Genomic DNA, 22,024 nt, shown 5'->3' with positions numbered 1-22,024 from the left:
GGGACGACCGCATTCCGACATGGGCGGCGCTACCATGGTACGAACTTCTGTGGATGTTTCGTGCATGCGTCTGTTGGTGATCGAGGACAACCGCCAGCTGGTGGCCAACCTGTTCGACTATTTCGAGTCGCGCGGGCATGTGCTGGACGTGGCCCCGGATGGCATCACCGGTCTGCACCTGGCCGGAAGCCATCTCTACGACGCGGTGATCCTGGACTGGATGCTGCCGCGCATGGAGGGGCCGGAAGTGCTGCGCCGGCTGCGCGCCGAGCACGCGTCCGAGGTGCCGGTGATCATGTTGACCGCGCGTGATGAACTGCCGGACAAGATCGCCGGCTTCCGCGCCGGTGCCGACGACTACCTGACCAAGCCGTTCGCGCTGCCCGAGCTGGAGGTGCGGCTGGAAGCGCTGCTGCTGCGTGCGCAGGGCCGCAACCCGCGCAAGCGCCTGCAGGTGGGCGACCTGGTGCTGGATCTGGCGACGCTGGAGGCCCAGCGTGAGGGCCAGGTGCTGCACCTGTACCCGGCCTGCCGCAAACTGCTGGAAGTGCTGATGCGGGCCAGCCCGGGTGCGGTGACACGACAGCAGCTGGAGTTCGCCCTGTGGGGCGACGAGCCGCCGGATGGTGACCTGCTGCGCTCGCATGTCTACGAGTTGCGTCGCAGCGTTGACGGCCCGTTTGCCGAGAAGCTGATCCACACCCTGCCGCGGGTGGGTTATCGGCTGGCCGTGACCACCGGCAGCGACGCTGGCAAGGATACTGATGAAGGCGCGTAAGCCCGGGCCGCTGTACCGGCGCGTGCTGTGGTGGTTGCTGGGCTACCTGGCGCTGCTTTCGCTGGCGGTGTTCAGCGTCGGCAATTACGTGCATGAGCATGCCGAGCACGCTGCCTGGCGCGCGCTGCTCAATTCCGAACTGGACAGCATCGTCGAACATGTCGAACACGAGCCGCACTACCGCTGGCAGGATTCGGACACGCTCAGCCTCTACCGCTTCGACGCGGTCAACCTGCCCGACAGCCTGCGTACCCTGCATCCCGGGCTGCATGACGGGGTGATGGTGAAGGGCCGCGAGACGGCGGTGATGGTGCGCGAGACCGAATCGATGGGGCGGGTCGCGCTGGCGCTGGATATCTCCGACTTCCACGATCTGGAGCAGTTCGCCACGCGCTGGGTGATGCTGGCGGGCGTGATCATGATCTTCGTCACCGTGCTGATGGCGTCCTTCGGCATGGAGCGGATGGTGCGACCGTTGAGCCTGCTGGCGCAGCGCATCGCCGATCTGCGGCCCGGTGCGCAGGGGCAGCGCATAGAGGTCGACCCGCGTGGCAGCTCCGAGCTGCACACGATTGCCGGTGCACTGAACGATTACCTGGACCGCAACGAACAGTTCGTCGAACGCGAGCGGGTGTTCATCAGCACCGCCAGCCATGAACTGCGCACGCCGATCGCGGTGATGACCGGTGCCGCCGAACTGGCGCTGGAGCAACCGGGCCTGCCCGAGCGTGCGCGCCAGCAGATGCAGCGGGTACTGCGCACCGCGCAGAGCGTGGAGCAGCTGATCGAACTGCTGCTGGTGCTGGCGCGTGATCCGGCACGACTGGCGGCGCGTGCCGAGCGCATCGCGCTGGACCAGCTGCTGCCGGAGATCGTCGACGACCATCGCCATCTGTTGGGCGACAAGGACCTGAGCATCGGCATCCAGGCTGCGCCGGTGGACATCGTCGCGCCGCTGGCAGTGGTGCAGGCGGCGATCGGCAACCTGCTGCGCAACGCCATCGAGAACAGTGGCCGTGGCCACATCGAATTGCGGCTGAGTTCGTCGGCGGTGCTGACCCTGCAGGACCCCGGGCATGGCATGAGCCCGGAGGAGATCGCGGCCATCCACGCGCGGATGGCCCGTGGCGAGCGCGCCGATCGTGGCGGCGGCATCGGGCTGGATCTGATCGCGCGGCTCTGCGAGCACCTGGGCTGGACCCTGCAGCTGCAGCCCTGCGAGCCGCGTGGCACGCGTGTCACGCTCGATTTCAGTGCCTCGCGACCGGGCTGATCCGGCCGTCCTGGTAGATGCCAACCCTGGTTGGCATGCTGCCCGTCGACCAAGGTCGACGCCTACCCACGCAATGGCTGTCCGCGTCAACGCCCGTTCGGCCGCGCCACATGCTGGTCGATCAGGATCACGTTGCCGTCGGGATCGGCCAGCTGCAGGTAGCCGGTCCCCTGGCCATCGGGATCGGTGCGGACTGCCAGCGCGATGCCCCTGGCGTCCAGCTCCGCCTGCAGCTCGCGCACATCCTGGAAGTGGGTCAGTTCCTGCTTGTGCTGGTCCCAGCCGGGGTTGAAGGTCAGCAGGTTGCCCTCGAACATGCCCTGGAACAGGCCGATCACGGTGCCGTTGCTGCGCAGCACCAGCCAGTTCTGTGCTGGATCGCCGCCGGTGACCGAGAAGCCCAGGGCTTCGTAGAAGGCACGGGAGGCCGCGAGATCCTTCACCGAGAGACTGACCGAAAAGGCGCCAAGCTGCATGAGTGGGCTCCCTGAGGGGATGGAGGCGTGGTCGGCACTGCAGCATGACCCGGCGTGAAGACAATGTTAATCTCGACCTGCGCCGCTTTATGCGGCGCTTTTTTTTCTCCGCTCTTTCGATCGACAGAGGATCCCGTGCCGACCGAACCCGCTACTGCCCTGATCAGCAACGACATCGTTGGACTGGGCCTGATTGCCGCCACCCTGGCCCTGATCTTCTGGGCCGCCAGTGGTCCGACCCCGCTGCTGAAGAAGATCTTCGCCTGGGTGCCGGCACTGCTGCTGTGCTATTTCATCCCCGCCATCTACAACACCGCTGGTGTCATCGATGGCCACAACACCTCGCTGTACAACCCGGTCGCGCGTGACGTGCTGCTGCCGGCCGCGCTGGTCCTGCTGACCCTGTCGATCGACCTGAAGGGCGTCATCAAGCTCGGGCCGAAACTGCTGCTCGTGTTCTGCGCCGGTACCGCCGGCATCATGCTCGGCGCTATCGTCTCGTTCCAGCTGATGAAGCTGATCCATCCGGAGACCGTGGCCGGTGATACCTGGGCGGGCATGGCGGCGCTGGCCGGCAGCTGGATCGGTGGCGGCGCCAACATGGTCGCCATGCGCGAAGTGTTCGGCACCGATGCCACCACCTTCGGCCAGTTCGCCGTGGTCGACGTGGCCTGCGCCAGCCTGTGGATGGCGATCCTGCTGTTCCTGGCCAACCGCGCACAGCAGATCGACACCCGAAATGGTGCCGACACCCGTGCCATCGACGAGATGAAGGCGCGCATCAGTGCCTACGAGGCGCAGAACGCGCGCATTCCCAGCATGACCGACCTGATGGTGATCGTCGGCGTGGCCTTGGGCGGCGTCGGCCTGGCGCACGCGATCGCCGCGCCGCTGGCGGGCTGGTTCAAGGCCCATGTCAGCTGGGCCAGCCAGTTCAGCCTGGACAGCCAGTTCGTGTGGGTGATCCTGCTGTCCACCGCGATGGGCCTGGGCCTGAGTTTTACCCGCGCACGTCGGCTTGAAGCGGCCGGTGCATCGCGGCTGGGCACAGTGTTCCTGTACTTCCTGATCGCCTGCATCGGCATGCAGATGAACCTGCTGTCGCTGCTGGACCGGCCATGGCTGTTCCTGCTCGGTGCGATCTGGATGGCCACGCACGTGCTGGTGCTGTGGGTCGTGGCCAAGCTGCTGCGCGCGCCGCTGTTCTTCTTCGCCATTGGCTCGCAGGGCAACATCGGCGCTGCGGCCTCTGCGCCGGTGGTGGCAGCGGCGTTCCATCCGACGCTGGCCCCGGTGGGCGTGCTGTTGGGCACGGTGGGCTATGCCACTGGTACCGGCCTGGCGTATGTCACCGGCCTGATCCTGAAGTGGATGGCCACCGGCTGAGGAGGCCAGCCAGGCGCCCGGCACCCGCGGTAGTGCCGGCCGCTGGTCGGCAACCTCAACATCAAAAGCCAGAGCGGCATTCCGTGTGATGACGGGGTGGGTCCGGTTGAGGGGGACGGCGTGAATACGTCCATGTAGCCTCGGTCGCGCCATCCATGGCGCTCACGCCCCCTCAACCGGACCCACCCGCCTTCGACAGGTTCACGCGGCTGTGGGTAACGGCGACTGCTGGTACGCGCGGCTTTTGGTAGGTGTCGACCTTGGTCGACACCATTTTTCTGTCAGATATCGATAAATAAAATGGAGTCAGATCCGTCTTCTTTCGGAAAACGGATCTGACCCCGCATGTATCTCGCCGTCACCGGCAATCCGACACCGCCCCGCCAAGCAAACAGAAACCCAGAGCCGACGCTCCAGCAGTTGCAGTTGCAGTTGCAGTTTGTAGTTGCTCGGGCTTCTGCGGGCGCCGGGCTGCAAGCCCGGCACCCAACCCTCAACAGCAGCGGCCACCGTTGCGACCGCCGTAACGCGCTTCCTGGCGTTCGCGGAAGAACGTCTTGTAGTCCATCGGCTCCTGGTCCGGATGCTTTTCCAGCATGTGCCGGACGTAGTTGTCGTAATCAGGAATGCCACAGCACAGCCGTGCGGTCTGCACCAGGCGCCGCCAGATGCGGCGGTGGGCCTGGTACTGGCCGGCGGGAACCAGTTGCGTACTCATCACAGATCCACCATTTCATGCGGTTTCAGTGCCACGTACGGGGTCTCGCGGTCGCTGCGCTGCGGATTGCGGCGGGCCGCCAGGATGGTCTTGATCGAATACACCAGCACCGCGCCCACCACCAGCAGGAACAGCGCGGTCAGGCCGGTGTTGACGTAGGCGTTGACCACGATCTGCTTCATCTGCGCCACTGACTTGGCCGGTGCGGTGATGGTGTCGCTGGCGAGCGCGGCCTGGAACTTGTGTGCCTGTGCCAGGAAGCCCTGTGCCGGGTTGCTGTCGAAGATCTTGATGAAGCCGGCGTAGGTGGTGCAGATCAGCAGCCACATTGCCGGTACTGCGGTAACCCACGCATAGCGGTCACGCTTCATCTTGAACAGCACCACCGTGCCCAGCATCAGCGCGATACCGGCCAGCATCTGGTTGGAGATGCCGAACAGCGGCCACAGTGTCTGGATGCCACCGAAAGGATCGACCACGCCGGTGTAGAGCAGGTAGCCCCACAGCGCCACGCAGCCTGCGGTACCGATGATGTTGGCGGTCCACGACTCGGTCTTCTTCAGGGCCGGCACGAAGTTGCCCAGCAGGTCCTGCAGCATGAAGCGTCCGGCGCGGGTACCGGCGTCCACCGCGGTCAGGATGAACAACGCCTCGAACAGGATCGCGAAGTGGTACCAGAACGCCATCATCGCGTCGCTGCCACTGGGAATTGCTTCGTGCAGGATCTGCGCGATGCCCACCGCCAGTGTCGGCGCACCACCGGCACGATGCAGGATGGTCGGTTCGCCGATCGCCGCCGCGGTCGCAGTCAGCTGTTCGGGGGTGATGGTGAAGCCCCAGGTGTTGGTGATGTAGTGCGCCGCCGAGGCCGCGTCGGCACCGATCACCGCGGCCGGGCTGTTCATCGCGAAGTAGATGCCCGGGTCGATGATCGATGCGGCCACCAGTGCCATCACCGCTACGAACGATTCCATCAGCATGCCGCCGTAGCCGATGTAGCGCATGTGCGCTTCATTGGCCAGCAGCTTCGGCGTGGTGCCCGAGGAAATCAGGGCATGGAAACCAGAGACCGCACCGCAGGCGATGGTGATGAACAGGAACGGGAACATGCCGCCCTTCCACACCGGACCATCACCGCTGGCGGCGAACTGGGTCAGCGCCGGCATCTTCAGTTCCGGCATCACCACCAGGATGCCGATGGCCAGCGCGATGATGGTGCCGATCTTGAGGAAGGTCGACAGGTAATCACGCGGGGCCAGCAGCAGCCACACCGGCAGCACCGAGGCGACGAAGCCGTAGCCGATCAGCATCCAGGTGATCTGGGTGCCGGTGAAGGTGAACGCCGGGCCCCAGACCGGGTCGGCGGCGACCTTGCCGCCGTACCAGATCGCAGCCAGCAGCAGGATCAGGCCGACCACCGAGATCTCGCCGATCTTGCCGGGGCGGATGTAGCGCATGTACACGCCCATCAGGATCGCGATGGGCATCGTCGCGATCACCGTGAACATGCCCCACGGGCTTTCGGCCAGCGCCTTGACCACCACCATCGCCAGTACCGCCAGGATGATGATCATGATCAGGAACGCACCGAACAACGCAATGGTGCCGGGCACCTGGCCCATCTCTTCCCGCACCAGATCGCCCAGCGAGCGACCGTTGCGGCGGCTGGACAGGAACAGGACCATGAAGTCCTGCACCGCACCGGCCAGCACCACGCCCACCACCAGCCACAGCAGGCCCGGCAGGTAGCCCATCTGCGCGGCCAGCACCGGGCCGACCAGCGGGCCGGCACCGGCGATGGCGGCAAAGTGGTGGCCGAACAGCACGTGCTTGTTGGTCGGCACGTAGTCCAGGCCATCGTTGTTGATCACCGCCGGGGTGGCCCGGGTCGGATCCAGCTGCATCACCTTGTTGGCGATGGACAGGCTGTAGAAGCGGTAGGCGACCAGGTACAGCGAAACCGCTGCCACCACGATCCACAGTGCGTTGATGTGTTCGCCGCGGCGCAGGGCCACGGTGCCCAGACAGAATGCGCCGAGCAGGGCGAGTACCGCCCAGCCCAGTTTGGAAAACCCTTTCATGAGGTGCTCTCTCCCGGAAAGACAGACAAAGAGTCCCGCGTGCCCTCGACAGGGTCAATTGGCACAGGACGAATCGGCGGTAGTACTTTGGTCGTACGTTTGTTGTGCTGACGTGCAGCGAACATCAGGGATGGAACAATCGGTTGCGGCGCCGTCCATTGGCGTGCAGCCGTGTGGCGTCCATCTTCAGTGGCATCCATCCAACAGGAGTCGCCATGAGCTTTCCCGAACCGGTCCGCGTGCTGCGGACCATCCGTGGCATGCCCACCTCCGACGGTGCCGGCGTGCGCCTGACCCGCGTCATTGGTGGCCCGACGCTGCCGGACCTGGATCCGTTCCTGCTGCTCGATGAATTCGGCACCGACCGTGCCGAGGACTACATCGCCGGCTTCCCGGAGCATCCGCATCGTGGTTTCGAGACCGTCACTTACATGCTCGACGGCCGCATGCGGCATCGCGACAACCACGGCAACGAAGGCCTGCTGACCCCTGGCAGCGTGCAGTGGATGACCGCAGGCCGCGGCCTGGTGCATTCGGAAATGCCCGAGCAGGAAAGCGGGCAGATGCGCGGCTTCCAGTTGTGGGTGAACCTGCCGGCGAAGGACAAGATGACGGATCCGAAGTACCAGGAATTCGCGCCCGAGCGCATTCCCGTGGTGCACCCGGAGCCGGGCGTGGAGGTGAAGGTGATTGCTGGCAGCGTGGACGGCACCGATGGCCCGATCGTGCAGCCGGCCACCGATCCGCTCTATCTCGACATCACGCTGGCGCCGGACCGTGCCTGGACCTATGCGCTGCCGGAAGGGCACAACGTGTTTGCCTACGTGTTCGAAGGTGCGATGACCGTGGGTGAGCAGGATGCCGCGCGCGACGTTGCCCGCCAGGAACTGGCGGTGCTGGGAGGTGGCGAGCAGTTGCACATCTCGGCCGGCAGCGAAGGTGCGCGGTTGATCCTGGTGGCCGGCCGTCCGCTGCGCGAACCGGTGATGCGCCACGGGCCGTTCGTGATGAACACACGGCAGGAACTGATGCAGGCCTTCGTCGATTTCCAGGAAGGCAAGTTCTGAGGGAGTGCCGGCCGCTGGCCGGCAACCTCTTCTGATCGGGATCGAAGCGTTTGCCGGCCAGCGGCCGGCACTACCGTCGGATCGGGTCGCATTGCGGGGATGCTGCCAGGCAGTCATCCCCGTCACCTTCAGCGCCCCGCGGCCACGGCCGACGGGGTCAGGCTCATGCCCTGCGCCAGCTGCTGCAGCGAGCCCAGTTCCTGGGCGCTGTCCGGATACAGCGAAATCTGCGCGTAACGCCCTTTGTCGAGCTTGACCACACTGATGCGGCGCTCGGCATAGCCGGGCGGCTGCTGGCCTCCCAGATCGGGCTGGTACCAGTACAGCGACTCACCGCCGAAGCTGCCCTTTTCCTGGCGCAGCGAGCGGTTCAATGGAAGGTTGGGATCGCGCGCACTGAGCATCAGGCTCAGTACCTCGCGGCCGTCCCCGGTGCTGGCGCGGCAGACCAGGAAATCGGCCTGTGCCTGCTGTTGCCACTGCAGGCCACTGCTGGCCGGCAATGAAGGACATTCGGTGGGAGCCTGCGCAGCGGCCTGGGCCGCAGCGAACAGCAGGCTCGACAACACTACAGGCGCGAACTTCATGCATCCCCCAAGGTGGTGTGTCGTTGGCTCCGCCGGATGGACCGGCAGCCTTGGCATCCCATCCCCGGATGCCACCCCGGCCGGCATGTGCACGGACGGTCAACTCAACCTTAACGGAACGTGAGCAATCGCACAAATTGCGGTTACAAGCGTAACCATTGCGGCCGAAGGTCGGCCGCAATGGTCCGCAGGCCTCAGCGGTCGTTGCCGATCCACTTGTAAATGATGCCGCCGATCGCGCCGCCCAGCAGCGGAGCGACCCAGAACAGCCACAACTGGCTGACCGCGCCGCTGCCGGCGAAGAAGGCCACCGCCGTGGAGCGGGCTGGGTTCACCGAGGTGTTGGTGACCGGGATGCTGATCAGGTGGATCAGGGTCAGCGACAGGCCGATCGCCAGCGGCGCGAAGCCGGCAGGCGCCTTGCCATGGGTGGCGCCCATGATCACGATCAGGAACACCGCCGTCAGTACCACCTCGCACAGGAAGGCGGCCGCAACGCTGTAGCCGCCGGGCGACAGCGCGCCATAGCCGTTGCTGGCGAACGCACCGGCCTGGCTGCCATCAATGGCGAAGCCACTGGCGCCGGAGGCGATCTGCAGCAGGATGAAGCCGGCCAGCAGGCCGCCGGCGACCTGGGCGATGATGTACGGCACCAGGTCCTTGGTCGGGAAGCGGCCGCCAGCCCACAGCCCGACGCTGACTGCCGGGTTGAAGTGCGCGCCGGAGATGTGGCCGAACGCATAGGCGCCGGTCACCACGGTCAGGCCGAAGGCGAGCGCCACGCCGAGGAAACCGATACCCAGCGGATTGCCGTCACCACCGAACTTGGCGGCCAGCACCGCGCTGCCACAGCCACCCAGAACCAGCCAGAACGTGCCGAGGAACTCGGCGGACAAGCGTTTACCCATGCTCATGTGTTGCACTCCTTTGACGGTTGAAAGTGTGATTTATGTCACATTTCAGTGATCAGCGGGTGACTGTAGTGTCAACGCCGGGTGCAGGGATACACCTTCGGATGTGTGCAACACGCGATGTTCAGTACTGCGGCAGCGGGATGAACTCCTTGTCGTCGCCCGGGATGGTGCCGAAGCGACCGGCCTCCCAGTCGTGCTTGGCCTGCTCGATGCGCTCCTTCGAGCTGGACACGAAGTTCCACCACAGGTGACGCGGGCCATCCAGCGGCTCGCCACCGAACAGCATCGCCTTCACCGGCGTCTTCGCGCGCAGGCGACCTATCGCACCGGCTTCGGGGATCACCGGGTGCTGGGCGGGGATGTCCACGCCGTCCAATTGCGCATCGCCTTCGAGGATGTACAACGCGCGCTCGCGGTGGCCATTGTCGATATCGATCTCCGCATCCGGGTCGAGGTCGATCGCTACGTTGAGGGTGTCGGCGAACACCTTCACCGGCGATTCCTCGCCATAGGCGCGCCCGGCGATCACCCGCAGCCAGGCACCATTGCGGCGCTGCTCGGGGAGGGTGGCCGCGGCATGGTGGTAGAAGGCCGGTTCGATTTCCTCATGCGACTTCGGCAACGCCACCCAGGTCTGCATGCCATGGATCGGGTTGTCATGGTCGCGGTCCGGTTGTGGCGTGCGCTCGGAATGGGCGATGCCGCGGCCGGCGGTCATCCAGTTGACGTCACCGGGACGGATCACCTGGTCCGACCCCAGCGTGTCGCGGTGGCCGATCGCGCCCGACCACAGGTAGGTCACGGTGGCCAGGCCGATATGTGGATGCGGGCGCACGTCGATGGCGGTGCCGGGGTGCATGAGTGCCGGGCCCATCTGGTCGACGAACACGAACGAGCCGATGCTGCGCGCCTGCAGGGTGGGGACGGCGCGACGGACTTCGAGGCCGCCGATGTCGTGCACGCGCGGGGCGATGATGGTGGTCATGCGGGCGTTCTCGCTGGCAGGGATCAGGTGATCAGCATCGCATGCAGCTGTGACGGGCACATGCCCCGTATGGGTAACAGGTTGTTCCAGCCAACGGCGCAGCCCCTCGTGGCTGGCTGGTTGGTCGCTGAAGGCAAAAGCAGAAGCCGCGCTTGGCCGGGCGGGTGGGTGGCGCAGGGGGCGCTGCAAGTACGTCCATGTAAGCTCGATCGCCGCATCCATGCGGCTCACGCCCCTGCGCCACCCACCCGCCCGGCCTCTGACAGTTTCCGTGTGCGTCCAGCCACGGAGAAGAAAAAAGAAAATCAAAGTCAGAATCAAACGCCGGTCGCTTCGCTCCTGGTGTCGACCAAGGTCGACACCCACCAGTTCGTAATGATCCGTGCCGACCAACGTCGACATCTACCAGCCATCGCAGTTCACCCACCGTCACCGGGAAACTGTCAGGGGTGGGGCGGTGTCGGGTTGCGGGGTGTCCGCGGCATGGATGCCGCGGCCAAGCCCCCAAGGACGGGTTTACGGCGTCCCCGCAACCCGACACCGCCCCGCCCAACAAACAGAAAAGCCAGAGCCGCTTTGGCTCTGGCTCTGGCTTTTGCTTCGGCGGTTGCCTCTGCGGGTGCCGGGCCGCAGGCCCGGCCGATAAACTCAAACCACTGGTTCGCGCAGGGCGGGGTTGTCCCAGCCGGGGCGCGGGGCGAAACGGTCGCCATGGCGCTGCTGCAATGCCTTCAACCGCTCGACAATCGCATCGGCACCCACCGCACGGATGTGCTGGATCGGACCGCCACGGAACGGGGCGAAACCGGTACCGAAGATCACGCCCGCATCCAGCAGGTCCGCATCGGCCACCACGCCCTCGTGCAGGCACGCCACGGCCTCGTTCAACAGCGGCAGGATCAGGCGGTCCTCCAGATCGGCCGGGGCCTGGTAATCGCTGGCCACGTCCGGCTTCTTCGGCTTGCCGTTTTCCCAGGTGTAGATGCCCTGGCCGTCCTTCTTGCCACGCTTGTCCGGTTCCACCGTCTGCAGTGCGGCCGGAATCTGCAGGCCCAGGAACGGCGCCAGTTCGCGGCCGACGCCTGCGGCCACGTCCAGGCCCACGGTGTCGATCAGTTCGATCGGGCCCATCGGCATGCCGAATTTCACTGCGGCCTTGTCGATCACCGGGCCCGGAATGCCCTCGGCATACGCGGTGGCGGCTTCCAGCATGTACGGGAACAGCACGCGGTTGACCAGGAAGCCCGGGCTGCCGGCCACCGGCACGGGGAATTTGCCCAGCGCCTTGCAGAACGCGGCCAGGCGGCGCTCGGTCTCCGGCGCCATGCCGTCGTGATGAATGATCTCCACCAGCGGCATCTGCGCAACCGGGTTGAAATAGTGCAGGCCAGCGAACTGCGCCGGGCGCTGGATGTGGTCGCGCAGTTCCACCAGCGGAATCGACGAAGTATTGGTGGTCAGCAGCGCGTCCTGCTTCATCTTCGGTTCGAGCGTCTGGTACAGCGCACGCTTGGCTTCCGGGTTCTCGATGATTGCTTCGATCACCAGGTCGGCCTCGGCCACGCCGTTGCCTTCCAGATCGGCACGCAGGCGCGCGGCCACGGCGGGGCGCTTGCTCTCGTCGCGCACCTTCTTGGCGAACAGCGCCTGTGCGCGTTCCATTGCCGGGTCGATGAAGCGCTGCTCGCGGTCCTGCAGAGTCACCTCGAAGCCCTTGTAGGCGGCCCACGCGGCGATATCGCCGCCCATCACGCCGGCGCCGACCACGTGCACGTGGCGGATGCCGGAGTCACCGCCGCCCAGGCCCTTCAGGCGCTCGGTCAGGAAGAAGATGCGGATCAGGTTGCGCGCGGTCGGCGTGCTGGCCAGCTTCACCACTGCGCGGCGTTCGGCATCCAGGCGCGCCTGGATCGGCTTGCCGCCGCTGCGCTGCCAGGTGCTGATCAGCGCGTAGGGCGCCGGGTACTGGTCCTTCTTGGCTTTGCGTGCGACCTGCTTGACCATCTGCGGTGCCAGCAAAGTGCGTGCCAGCCAGGTGTTGGTGGCCCAGGCCGTCGCGCGCTGCTTGAACGGGCGGGTGGTGCCGGACAGCGCCAGCGCCACGGCGGTGTCGAGCACCACCGCCGGCGCCACCACCTTGTCGACCAGGCCGATGCCACGCGCGGCCGAGGCCGACAAGGTGCGGCCGGTCAGCATCATGTCCATCGCTGCCGGCGCACCGACCAGCTGCGGCAGGCGCGCGCTGCCGCCCCAGCCGGGGAAGATGCCCAGCTGGGTTTCCGGCAGGCCGATGCGCGTGCTGCTGTCATTGGAGGCCACGCGGTAGCGGCAGGCCAGTGCCAGTTCGGTGCCGCCGCCCAGGCAGTGGCCGTGGATGGCCGCCACGGTCGGGCAGGGCAGCTCGGCCAGCTTCTGGTAAGTGGCCTGGCCGCGGCGGATGGCGTCGTTGACGGTGCCGCGGCGGTCGAACTCCTGGAACTCCTTCAGGTCCGCACCGGCAATGAAGCCGGCCTTCTTCAGCGACTGGATCACCACGCCCTTGGGCGGGTCCAGTGCAATGCGCTCGAGCAGGTCGCCCAGTTCCAGCAGCACGTCCTGCGACATGGCGTTGACGCTGCTGTCCTGACGATCCAGGGAGAGAACCACCACGCCGTCGTCGCGGATCTCGGGGTGCCAGTGGCTGAAGCGGAGACCATCGAAGCCTGAGAGCATGGACGTTCCATCCGGTTGTGTATGGAGAAGCGGCTATGATCCAGAGGTTGTTTCCCCCGCGTCAAATCCCAATAGCAGGGGAGTGGCGACCCCGGATCCATGGCCGTGGACCGGAACGCTAACGGAACGGTGGTTAAAAGCTGGTGCGGCGCCAGGTGATCGGCGACTGAACTTTTCCCGGGATTGGCAGTCTCATTGCCCGACGTCGGTTGGGCTGACAGGAGTGCGGCCCCTCATGGCCGATGTTGATACACCTCAGGAGCTGGATCTGGAACTGGTCCGGCGCGTGCAGCACGGCGAGAGCGCCGCGTTTGATGTCCTGGTGCGCAAGTACCAGCATCGCGTGGTGGCCCTTGTCGGTCGCTACATCGCCGACTGGAGCGAATGTCAGGACGTCGCCCAGGACACTTTCATCCGTGCCTACCGCGCGATCGGAAGTTTCCGTGGCGATGCCCAGTTCTCAACCTGGTTGCATCGAATCGCCGTGAATACCGCCAAAAACTACCTGGCTTCACACAATCGCCGACCGCCGACCGATGACATCGACATCGGGGATGCCGAACAGTTCGACAGCGGGACGCGCCTGCGCGACACCGACACGCCCGAACGCGAGTTGATGCGCCAGGAACTGGAACAGACGGTAATGAAGGCCGTCAACGCGCTGCCGGAAGAGCTCCGGTTGGCGATCACCCTGCGCGAGGTGGAAGGCCTGAGTTACGAGGATATCGCGCAGAAAATGGGGTGCCCGATCGGCACCGTGCGCTCACGGATCTTCCGGGCGCGCGAGGCGATCGACACCGAACTCCGGCCGCTGTTGGACATCGGCAGCGCCACCCGTGAGAAGAGCCGCGTATGACCAGTAATCCGTTCAACGAATCGCAGAACCACCAATCGCCCGCCGGGCAGCGCCTGGACCAGCGCCATCGCGAGCAGCTGTCGGCCCTGGTCGATGGCGAGCTGGGCGCCGATGAAGCGCGCTTCCTGCTGCGCCGGATGGAGCACGACCCCGAGCTGGCCGGCTGCCAGGAACGCTGGCAGCTGCTGGGCGACGTGATGCGCGGACAGGCCTCGGCGCTGGCGCCGGCCGGCTTCAGCGCGGCCGTGGCCGCCGCCATCGCCGCCGAACCGGCGCCGCAGGCCGAGCCGCGTCGTCAGGTACGCCGTAGTGGTTGGCGGGCCTGGGGCGGTGGCGCCGCACTGGCCGCATCGGTGGCGGCGGTGGCCCTGTTCATGGGCGGTGAGAAGCTGAAGGAGGCCACCCCGGGCGAGCCGTCGGCACCGCAGGTGATCGCCAGCCAGGCCGAACTCGCGCCGGCACCGACGACGCCGGCTCCGGTGACCGAAGCTTCGGTGGATGGCGCCGCAATGGCCGTGGCCGGTGTACCGGCAGTGGCCATGGCTGCGTCCAGCCGTCGCCAGGACACCCGTCGCGCCAGCGTTACCCGCAGCCAGCAGGCCGCGCGTGCCGCCCAGCGTGAGGACATGCCGCAACGCGCTGTGGCCGCCGCACAGGCACCGTTGACCCCGACCGTGCCGGCCAATGCCAGCCGCAACATGCCGTTCGGTGAGGTCGGTGGCCTGCAGGCGCGACCGTGGCCGCGCTCCAGCCTGGCGCCCGCTGCCGGCGGCGCGCTCAATGCGAGCTTCCCGGCCCATGCCGGGGGCGCGGCGTTCTACCCGTTCGAGCCGCGCCTGCAGGACGACCTGCCGGTGCCGCCGCGCCCGCGCGACTGAGCCGGGCGCTTTCATGCCCCGCCGTCGGCGGGGCCCGTATTCCTCTTTCCATCCGATCCGGAGGTTGCCGTCCGATGACTCCCCGACTCCGCACGCAGGCCATGGGCCTGCTGGCCCTGACCCTGCCGTTGATGGCCTGCGCGCAGGCCCCGGCTCCGGCCGCCCAGACCCAGGCCGCGCCGGCCGCCGCGCCGCGGGCGCCGGCCCAGCCGCTGGTCACGGGCCTGCCTGACTTCACCAATCTGGTCGAACAGGTCGGGCCTGGCGTGGTCAACGTCGACACCACCATCGTCCGCAACAACCGCCAGGCCTCACGGGGCCCGATGGGCGGCGGCGATGACATGCCGGAGTTCTTCCGCCGCTTCTTCGGTCCGGATTTCCCGATGCCGGGGCAGGGCCCGGGCGGCCCGGACGGTGGCCCCAGCATCAAGGGCCGCGGCATGGGCTCGGGCTTCATCATCTCGCCCGATGGTTATGTGCTGACCAACTACCACGTGGTGGCCGATGCCAGCGAGGTGAAGGTCAAGCTGGGTGACCGCCGTGAGTTCACCGCGAAAGTGGTGGGCAGCGACCAGCAGTACGATGTCGCACTGCTGAAGATCGACGGCAAGAACCTGCCGACCGTGCGCGTTGGCGACTCCAACTCCCTCAAGCCGGGTCAGTGGGTGGTCGCGATCGGCTCGCCGTTCGGCCTCGATCACTCGGTCACTGCCGGCGTGGTCAGCGCCCTCGGCCGCAGCACCGGCGGTCCGGACCAGCGTTACGTGCCCTTCATCCAGACCGACGTGGCGATCAACCAGGGCAACTCCGGTGGCCCGCTGCTGAACACCCGTGGCGAAGTGGTCGGCATCAATTCGCAGATATTCTCCGCGTCGGGCGGCTACATGGGCATCAGCTTCGCGATCCCGATCGACCTGGCGATGAGTGCGGTCGAGCAGATCAAGAAGACCGGCAAGGTCACCCGCGGCCAGCTCGGCGCGGTGGTGCAGGAAATCGACGGCCTGAAGGCGCAGGCGATGGGCCTGCCGGACAGCCGCGGCGCCCTGGTCAACCAGATCGTGCCGGATTCGGCTGCAGCCCGGGCCGGGGTGAAGATCGGCGATGTGATCCGCTCGGTGAACGGCGCGCCGGTCAACAGCTGGTCCGACCTGCCGCCGCTGATCGGCGCGATGGCACCGGGCAGCCGGGTCACCCTGGGCGTGATCCGAGATGGCAAGCCGCGTGACCTCAGCGCCACCCTGACCGCCCTGACCGAAGACGGGCAGGCCAGTTCGCGTGGCCCGGCCACCGGCGACAGCGATGCGGCGCCGCAGGCCGGCGCCAATGCCCTGCTGGGGCTGGACGTCAGTGACCTGACCGCGCCGCAGCGCAAGCAGCTGGGCCTGGAATCGGGCGAAGGCGTGCGCATCACCGGGGTCAAGGGCCAGGGCGCGCGTGATGCGGGCCTGTCTCCGGGCATGGTGATCCTGCAGGTGGCCAGCACCCAGGTCGGCAGCGTGGACGCGCTGAACCGCGCGCTGTCCAGCTACAAGAAGGGCGACGTGGTGATGCTGCTGGTACGCACCGGCAGCGGCAACAGCGCGTTCGTAGCGGTCAAGGCCGGCCAGTAAGGCCTGCCGGGGCCGCTTCGGCGGCCCCTGCTTCTCCTCCGAAGCCCCGCCCCGGCGGGGCTTCGGCCGTTCCGGACCCGGTCCGATGAGGCCGTTTTCGCGGGCGGGCGCCGGGCATGCGATAATCGACCGTTACCCTGACGACGCCGCGCGCCGCCGCCACCTATGTCTTCTGATTCGATGCGGAACATCCGCAACTTCTCCATCATCGCCCATGTCGACCACGGCAAGTCCACGCTGGCCGACCGCATCATCCAGCTCTGTGGTGGCCTGCAGGCCCGCGAGATGGAAGCGCAGGTGCTCGACTCCAACCCGATCGAGCGCGAGCGTGGCATCACGATCAAGGCGCAGTCGGTGTCGCTGCCGTACCTGGCCAAGGACGGGCAGACCTACCATCTGAACTTCATCGACACCCCCGGCCACGTCGACTTCTCCTATGAAGTCAGCCGCTCGCTGGCCGCCTGCGAAGGCGCGCTGCTGGTGGTCGATGCGGCCCAGGGCGTGGAAGCGCAGTCGGTGGCCAACTGCTACACCGCCGTGGAGCAGGGCCTGGAAGTGGTGCCGGTGATCAACAAGATCGACCTGCCCACCGCCGACATCGAGCGCGCCAAGGCCGAAATCGAGGCCGTGATCGGCATTGACGCCTCCGACGCCGTGCCGGTCAGTGCCAAGACCGGCCTGAACGTGCAGGACGTGCTGGAAGCGATCGTGCACCGCATTCCGCCGCCGAAGCCGCGCGACACCGAGAAGCTGCAGGCGCTGATCATCGACTCCTGGTTCGACAACTACCTGGGCGTGGTCTCGCTTGTGCGCGTGATGCAGGGCGAGATCAAGGCCGGTGACAAGCTGCAGGTGATGTCCACCGGCCGCAACCACCAGGTCGACAACGTCGGCGTGTTCACCCCGAAGCGCAAGGTGCTGCCGGCGCTGCGTGCAGGTGAAGTGGGCTGGGTCACCGCCAGCATCAAGGACGTGCACGGTGCGCCGGTCGGCGACACCCTGACCCTGGCCGGCGACCCGGCACCGAAGCCACTGCCGGGCTTCCAGGAAATGCAGCCGCGCGTGTTCGCCGGCCTGTTCCCGGTCGATGCCGAGGACTATCCGGACCTGCGCGAAGCGCTGGACAAGCTGCGCCTGAACGATGCCGCGCTGCGCTTCGAGCCGGAAAGCTCCGAGGCGATGGGCTTCGGCTTCCGCTGCGGTTTCCTCGGCATGCTGCACATGGAAATCGTGCAGGAGCGCCTGGAGCGCGAATACAACCTGGACCTGATCAGCACCGCGCCGACGGTGGTGTATGAAGTCCTGAAGACCGATGGCTCGATCATCAACATGGACAACCCGGCCAAGCTGCCGCCGGTGAACCAGGTCGAGGAGATCCGCGAGCCGATCATCCGTGCCAACGTGCTCACCCCCGAGGAGTACATCGGCAACATCATCAAGCTGTGCGAAGAAAAGCGCGGCAGCCAGATCGGCATCAACTACCTGGGCAGCCAGGTGCAGATCAGCTACGAGCTGCCGATGGCCGAAGTGGTGCTGGACTTCTTCGACAAGCTGAAGTCGGTCAGCCGTGGCTATGCCTCGCTGGACTACCACTTCGTGCGCTTCGACGCCGGTCCGTTCGTGCGCGTGGATGTGCTGATCAACGGTGACAAGGTCGATGCGCTGTCGCTGATCGTGCACCGCAGCCATGCCGACCGCCGCGGCCGCGAGCTTTGCGAGAAGATGAAGGACCTGATCCCGCGCCAGATGTTCGACGTGGCCATCCAGGCCGCCGTCGGCTCGCAGATCATCGCCCGTACCACGGTCAAGGCCATGCGCAAGAACGTGCTGGCCAAGTGCTATGGTGGCGACGTTTCGCGCAAGAAGAAGCTTCTGGAAAAGCAGAAGGAAGGCAAGAAGCGCATGAAGCAGGTCGGCCGCGTGGAGATCCCGCAGGAAGCGTTCCTGGCCGTGCTGCAGATGGACAACAAGTAAGCCCGCACCGGCCCTGCGGGGCCGGTCGTCCGGTGACGTTGCAAAGGACCCTGAATGAAACTGTTTGAGATCCTCCTGGTCGTGCTGACCCTGGCCTCGGGCCTGATCCTGCTCGCGGACAAGCTGTACCTTGCCAAGCGGCGCGCCCAGCGCGCCGGCCTGCTCGATTCCGAGCCGGTGCTGGTGGACTACTCGCGTGCGTTCTTCCCGGTGCTGGCGATCGTGCTGATCGTGCGCAGTTTCATCGCCGAGCCGTACAAGATCCCGTCCAGCTCGATGATGCCGAACCTGCTGATCGGCGATTTCATCCTGGTCAACAAGTTCTCCTACGGCCTGCGCCTGCCGATCAGCAACACCAAGTTCGTGCCGGTTGGCGAGCCCTCGCGTGGTGACGTGGTGGTGTTCCACTTCCCCGGCCATGGCGAGAACGATCCGGCCAAGGGCGAGAATTTCATCAAGCGCGTGATCGGCGTGCCGGGTGACACCGTGGTCTTCGAAGGCGACGGCGTGATCCTCAACGGCGAGCCGCTGAAGTACGACAACAAGGGCATCTACGCCGGCCACAAGGGCCAGGGCGAGGGCGCCAACCTGCTGGTCGAGCACCTGCCGGGCCGCACCCACACGGTGCTGGAGACCGACTATCCGCGTGGCCAGGGCCAGTGGACCGTGCCGGCCGGCAAGTACCTGGTGATGGGCGACAACCGTGACAACAGTGACGATGGCCGTTTCTGGGGCCTGCTGCCAGAAGAGAACCTGCGCGGCAAGGCCTTCCTGATCTGGCTGAACTGCCAGGGCTGGTTCTGCAAGGATGGCTTCGAGCCGTCGCGGATCGGCTCGAGCATCAACTGACCGGGCATCAACCGGGTATTTTCACATCCAACGCGTATCTGGGGAGAACGCAATGAAGACGATGAACACGCAGCGTGGCATGACCCTGACCTCGTTCCTGACGGTCCTGATCGTGGTTGGCTTCTTCCTCTACATCGGCATGAAGCTGTTCCCGATGTACCAGGAGTACTACGCGGTGCGCTCGGCGATGAAAAGCCTGGCCAACGAGCCGGGCGTGGGCAGCATGGAGCCGGCGCGCATCCAGGACCTGTTCTTCAAGCGCCTGTACATCAACTACTCGGACAATGTGAAGCCGGCCAACGTGAAGTTCGACCGTCGCGACAATGGCTGGACCCTCAAGGTCAACTACGAAGTGCGCCGTCAGCTGATCGGCAACCTCGATGTGGTTGGCAAATTCGATTCTTCCCAGGACCTGACACGAAGCGGTGCCCAGTAAATTCATCCAACGTGGCGACCTGATTGGTCATGCCTTCAGCGACCCGGCCCTGCTCAAGCAGGCGCTGACGCATCGCAGTGCCGGTGCGCCGCACAACGAGCGCCTGGAGTTCCTCGGCGACAGCATCGTCAACATGATGGCGGCCGAGGCGTTGTACCGACGTTGGCCCAAGGCTGACGAAGGGGCGATGACCCGTGCCCGTGCCGAGCTGGTGCGTGAAGGCGCGCTGGCGGTGATCGGGCGCACCCTGGAACTGGGCGAGCGGCTGACCCTGGGCCCGGGCGAAATGAAGTCCGGCGGTCATCGCCGCGACTCGATCCTGGCCGATGCGGTGGAAGCCGTGGTGGCCGCGATCTACCTGGATGCCGGCTTCGAGGCCTGCCGGGCGGTGGTACTGCCCTGGTTCAGTGCTTCGATCGAGGCGCTGCCGGCCTCCGGCCGACCCGAGAAGGACCCCAAGACCCGCCTGCAGGAATGGCTGCAGGCCCGACAGAAGGCGTTGCCGCAGTATGAACTGGTGTCAGAATCCGGTGACGACCACGCCAAGCACTTCCGGGTACGCTGCAACGTAGCCGACCCGGCCGCCAGCATCGAGGGCGAAGGCGCCTCGCGGCGGCTTGCCGAACAACAGGCGGCTGCAGCCGTCCTAGAACAACTGGATTCCAAGTGAGCGAACAAACTTCCCATCATTGCGGCAGCGTGGCCGTCATCGGCCGCCCGAACGTGGGCAAATCGACCCTGACCAATGCCCTGGTCGGCGCCAAGGTCAGCATCGTTTCCAACCGCCCGCAGACCACGCGCCATCGCCTGCTGGGCATCGCCACCTATCCGGAAGGCCAGTTGGTGCTGGTCGACACCCCCGGCCTGCACAAGGTGCAGAAGCGGGCGATGAACCGGGTGATGAACCGCGCCGCGCGCGGCTCGCTGGAAGGCGTCGATGCCGGCCTGCTGGTGATCGAAGCCGGTCGCTGGGACGAAGAAGACAGCCTGGCCTTCAATGTTCTGCGCGACGCCGGTATCCCGGTGGTGCTGGTGGTCAACAAGATCGACCGTCTGAAGGACAAGGGCGCGCTGCTGCCGTTCCTGCAGGAAGTCACGGCCGGCCGCGACTTCTCGTCCGTGCACCCGATCTCGGCGCAGAAGCGCAACGGTCTGGAAGCACTGGTACGTGACGTACTGGCGCTGTTGCCGGAAGCGCCGCCGATGTTCGGCGAAGACGAGATCACCGACCGCAGCCAGCGTTTCCTGGCCGGCGAGCTGGTGCGTGAGCAGCTGATGCGCCAGCTCGGCGAGGAACTGCCGTACGCGACCACCGTGGAAATCGAGCGCTTCACCGAAGATGGCAACCTGCTGCGCATCGGCGCGGTGATCTGGGTCGAGCGCGAGGGCCAGAAGGCGATCGTGATCGGCAAGGGTGGCACCCGGCTGAAGGAGATTGGTGCCAAGTCCCGCCTGCAGATGGAACGTCTGTTCGGAGCCAAGGTGTTCCTGGAGACCTGGGTGCGCGTGCGTGAAGGCTGGTCCGACGACGAGGCCGCACTGAAGGCCTTCGGTTACGAGTAAGCCGTTGCGGTCGCTTCGATGATGATCGAGGACGACACTGGCTTCGTGCTGCACGCACGGGCCTACCGCGAGACCAGTCTGCTGGTCGAAGTGTTGAGTGCGCAGCATGGCCGGATCGGCCTGCTCGCGCGTGGCGTATCCACCGCCAAGGGACAGGTGCTGCGCGCTGCTCTGCAGCCGCTGCAGTGGATCCGCTTCAGTGCCCAGCAGCGGGGCGAACTGGCCCAGCTGCGGGGTGCCGAGGCGCTGGATGCCGCGCCACGCCTGGTCGGCCAGGCGATGCTGGCCGGCTTCTACCTGAGTGAACTGACCCTGCGCTTGGCCCCGCGCCAGGACCCGCTGCCTGAGTTGTACCTGGCCTACGGCGAGGCACGTGCGCGGCTGGCCGTGGGCGCCGGCCTGGCCTGGACCCTGCGTCGCTTCGAACGCGAGCTGCTGTCCGCGCTGGGCCTGGGTTTCGATCTGGACAGCGCGAGCGACGGCCAGCCGATCGACCCGGCCGCGCGCTACGAACTGGATCCGCAGGAAGGCGCGCAGCGCCTGCTGAGCGAGCGCGGTGGGGAACGCCGGGCGGCGGCGACTGGCTCGGCGCTGCTGGCGTTGGCGGCCGACGAAGAGCCCCATGCCGCCGACCTGGCCAGCCTGCGTCTGCCGATGCGGCGGGTGCTGGCCCATCACCTGGGCGCCCGCGGCCTGAAGTCCTGGGAAATGCTCGAGCAGCTCGCGCCCCGCAGGTAGGGGATGTTCGGCAGGGCTTGCAGCCCTGCACCTGCCGAATCAACGTCAACGTCAAAAGCAAAAGCTGGTTATCCGTGGGTCGGCGGGGTGGGTCCGGTTGCGGGAGACGCCGTAAACCCGTCCTTGAAGTGACCCCCGGGAGT

General features: G+C 66.3%; 20 protein-coding genes. 13 read left to right on the top strand and 7 right to left on the bottom strand.

Features of this window, described 5'->3' with window-relative positions:
* The first annotated feature begins 64 nt into the window (after positions 1–64).
* Positions 65–778 (top strand): response regulator transcription factor, encoded by a 714-nt coding sequence (locus tag M1L61_RS16550; protein WP_019338645.1) that lies wholly within the window; start codon positions 65–67, stop codon positions 776–778.
* Positions 765–2,051: a HAMP domain-containing sensor histidine kinase gene (locus M1L61_RS16545; protein ID WP_049435291.1), complete on the top strand. Its 1,287-nt coding sequence runs from the start codon at positions 765–767 to the stop codon at positions 2,049–2,051. Before M1L61_RS16550 ends, M1L61_RS16545 begins: the two co-directional genes overlap by 14 nt.
* Before the next feature lie 86 nt (positions 2,052–2,137).
* Here M1L61_RS16545 and M1L61_RS16540 read toward each other — a convergent pair whose 3' ends face one another.
* Positions 2,138–2,527 (bottom strand): VOC family protein, encoded by a 390-nt coding sequence (locus M1L61_RS16540; RefSeq protein ID WP_010482807.1) that lies wholly within the window; start codon positions 2,525–2,527, stop codon positions 2,138–2,140.
* 135 nt (positions 2,528–2,662) lie between these two features.
* On the opposite strand from M1L61_RS16540, the gene M1L61_RS16535 reads away from it, so the two are divergent.
* A complete protein-coding gene (locus M1L61_RS16535) occupies positions 2,663–3,913 on the top strand; it encodes a DUF819 family protein (RefSeq protein WP_010482808.1) in 1,251 nt (416 codons plus the stop codon).
* A gap of 493 nt (positions 3,914–4,406) precedes the next feature.
* Here M1L61_RS16535 and M1L61_RS16530 read toward each other — a convergent pair whose 3' ends face one another.
* Positions 4,407–4,631 (bottom strand): CstA-like transporter-associated (seleno)protein, encoded by a 225-nt coding sequence (locus tag M1L61_RS16530; RefSeq protein WP_005410613.1) that lies wholly within the window; start codon positions 4,629–4,631, stop codon positions 4,407–4,409.
* Complete coding sequence (locus M1L61_RS16525) at positions 4,631–6,712, bottom strand: carbon starvation CstA family protein (RefSeq protein ID WP_248853790.1); 2,082 nt, start codon at positions 6,710–6,712, stop codon at positions 4,631–4,633. Before M1L61_RS16525 ends, M1L61_RS16530 begins: the two co-directional genes overlap by 1 nt.
* A gap of 215 nt (positions 6,713–6,927) precedes the next feature.
* Between M1L61_RS16525 and M1L61_RS16520 the strand changes: the two genes are divergently transcribed.
* Complete coding sequence (locus tag M1L61_RS16520; protein WP_054172300.1) at positions 6,928–7,779, top strand: pirin family protein; 852 nt, start codon at positions 6,928–6,930, stop codon at positions 7,777–7,779.
* Positions 7,780–7,907: 128 nt separating this feature from the next.
* On the opposite strand, the gene M1L61_RS16515 is transcribed toward M1L61_RS16520, so the two are convergent.
* From M1L61_RS16515 to M1L61_RS16500, 4 genes are all read right to left on the bottom strand, one after another.
* Positions 7,908–8,366, bottom strand: coding sequence for a hypothetical protein (locus M1L61_RS16515; protein ID WP_010482811.1), 459 nt, complete (start codon positions 8,364–8,366; stop codon positions 7,908–7,910).
* Between the two features lie 194 nt (positions 8,367–8,560).
* On the bottom strand, positions 8,561–9,280 hold the full coding sequence (gene aqpZ, locus M1L61_RS16510) for an aquaporin Z (protein ID WP_019338641.1): 720 nt from the start codon (positions 9,278–9,280) through the stop codon (positions 8,561–8,563).
* Positions 9,281–9,401: 121 nt separating this feature from the next.
* Positions 9,402–10,265: a pirin family protein gene (locus tag M1L61_RS16505; RefSeq protein WP_248853789.1), complete on the bottom strand. Its 864-nt coding sequence runs from the start codon at positions 10,263–10,265 to the stop codon at positions 9,402–9,404.
* 648 nt (positions 10,266–10,913) lie between these two features.
* Positions 10,914–12,977, bottom strand: coding sequence for a 3-hydroxyacyl-CoA dehydrogenase NAD-binding domain-containing protein (locus tag M1L61_RS16500; protein ID WP_043402385.1), 2,064 nt, complete (start codon positions 12,975–12,977; stop codon positions 10,914–10,916).
* 235 nt (positions 12,978–13,212) lie between these two features.
* Here M1L61_RS16500 and rpoE point away from each other — a divergent pair, with 235 nt between their 5' ends.
* The 9 genes from rpoE to recO all read left to right on the top strand — a co-directional run bounded on the left by rpoE (position 13,213) and on the right by recO (position 21,881).
* The gene (rpoE, locus tag M1L61_RS16495) at positions 13,213–13,833 is read left to right on the top strand and encodes an RNA polymerase sigma factor RpoE (RefSeq protein ID WP_010482816.1); all 621 of its coding nucleotides are present in this window, start codon (positions 13,213–13,215) and stop codon (positions 13,831–13,833) included.
* Entirely contained in the window at positions 13,830–14,711 is an 882-nt protein-coding gene (locus tag M1L61_RS16490; protein WP_248853788.1) for a sigma-E factor negative regulatory protein, read from the top strand. Before rpoE ends, M1L61_RS16490 begins: the two co-directional genes overlap by 4 nt.
* Positions 14,712–14,785: 74 nt before the next feature.
* The gene (locus M1L61_RS16485) at positions 14,786–16,321 is read left to right on the top strand and encodes a DegQ family serine endoprotease (protein ID WP_043402378.1); all 1,536 of its coding nucleotides are present in this window, start codon (positions 14,786–14,788) and stop codon (positions 16,319–16,321) included.
* Between the two features lie 180 nt (positions 16,322–16,501).
* A complete protein-coding gene (gene lepA / locus M1L61_RS16480; RefSeq protein ID WP_010482819.1) occupies positions 16,502–18,295 on the top strand; it encodes a translation elongation factor 4 in 1,794 nt (597 codons plus the stop codon).
* Between the two features lie 54 nt (positions 18,296–18,349).
* Positions 18,350–19,144 (top strand): signal peptidase I, encoded by a 795-nt coding sequence (gene lepB / locus M1L61_RS16475; protein ID WP_032129848.1) that lies wholly within the window; start codon positions 18,350–18,352, stop codon positions 19,142–19,144.
* A gap of 52 nt (positions 19,145–19,196) precedes the next feature.
* Positions 19,197–19,580: a DUF4845 domain-containing protein gene (locus M1L61_RS16470; RefSeq protein WP_010482821.1), complete on the top strand. Its 384-nt coding sequence runs from the start codon at positions 19,197–19,199 to the stop codon at positions 19,578–19,580.
* Positions 19,570–20,250 (top strand): ribonuclease III, encoded by a 681-nt coding sequence (gene rnc / locus M1L61_RS16465; RefSeq protein ID WP_010482822.1) that lies wholly within the window; start codon positions 19,570–19,572, stop codon positions 20,248–20,250. Before M1L61_RS16470 ends, rnc begins: the two co-directional genes overlap by 11 nt.
* Complete coding sequence (era, locus tag M1L61_RS16460) at positions 20,247–21,143, top strand: GTPase Era (protein ID WP_010482823.1); 897 nt, start codon at positions 20,247–20,249, stop codon at positions 21,141–21,143. Before rnc ends, era begins: the two co-directional genes overlap by 4 nt.
* Before the next feature lie 18 nt (positions 21,144–21,161).
* Positions 21,162–21,881: a DNA repair protein RecO gene (gene recO / locus M1L61_RS16455; RefSeq protein WP_010482824.1), complete on the top strand. Its 720-nt coding sequence runs from the start codon at positions 21,162–21,164 to the stop codon at positions 21,879–21,881.
* Positions 21,882–22,024 lie beyond the last annotated feature (143 nt).

This window comes from Stenotrophomonas sp. NY11291 (assembly GCF_023277365.1).
GTDB lineage: Bacteria > Pseudomonadota > Gammaproteobacteria > Xanthomonadales > Xanthomonadaceae > Stenotrophomonas > Stenotrophomonas geniculata.
The sequence above is the reverse complement of the archived record's forward strand: the minus strand, read 5'-3'. Positions and strand labels throughout refer to the sequence as shown.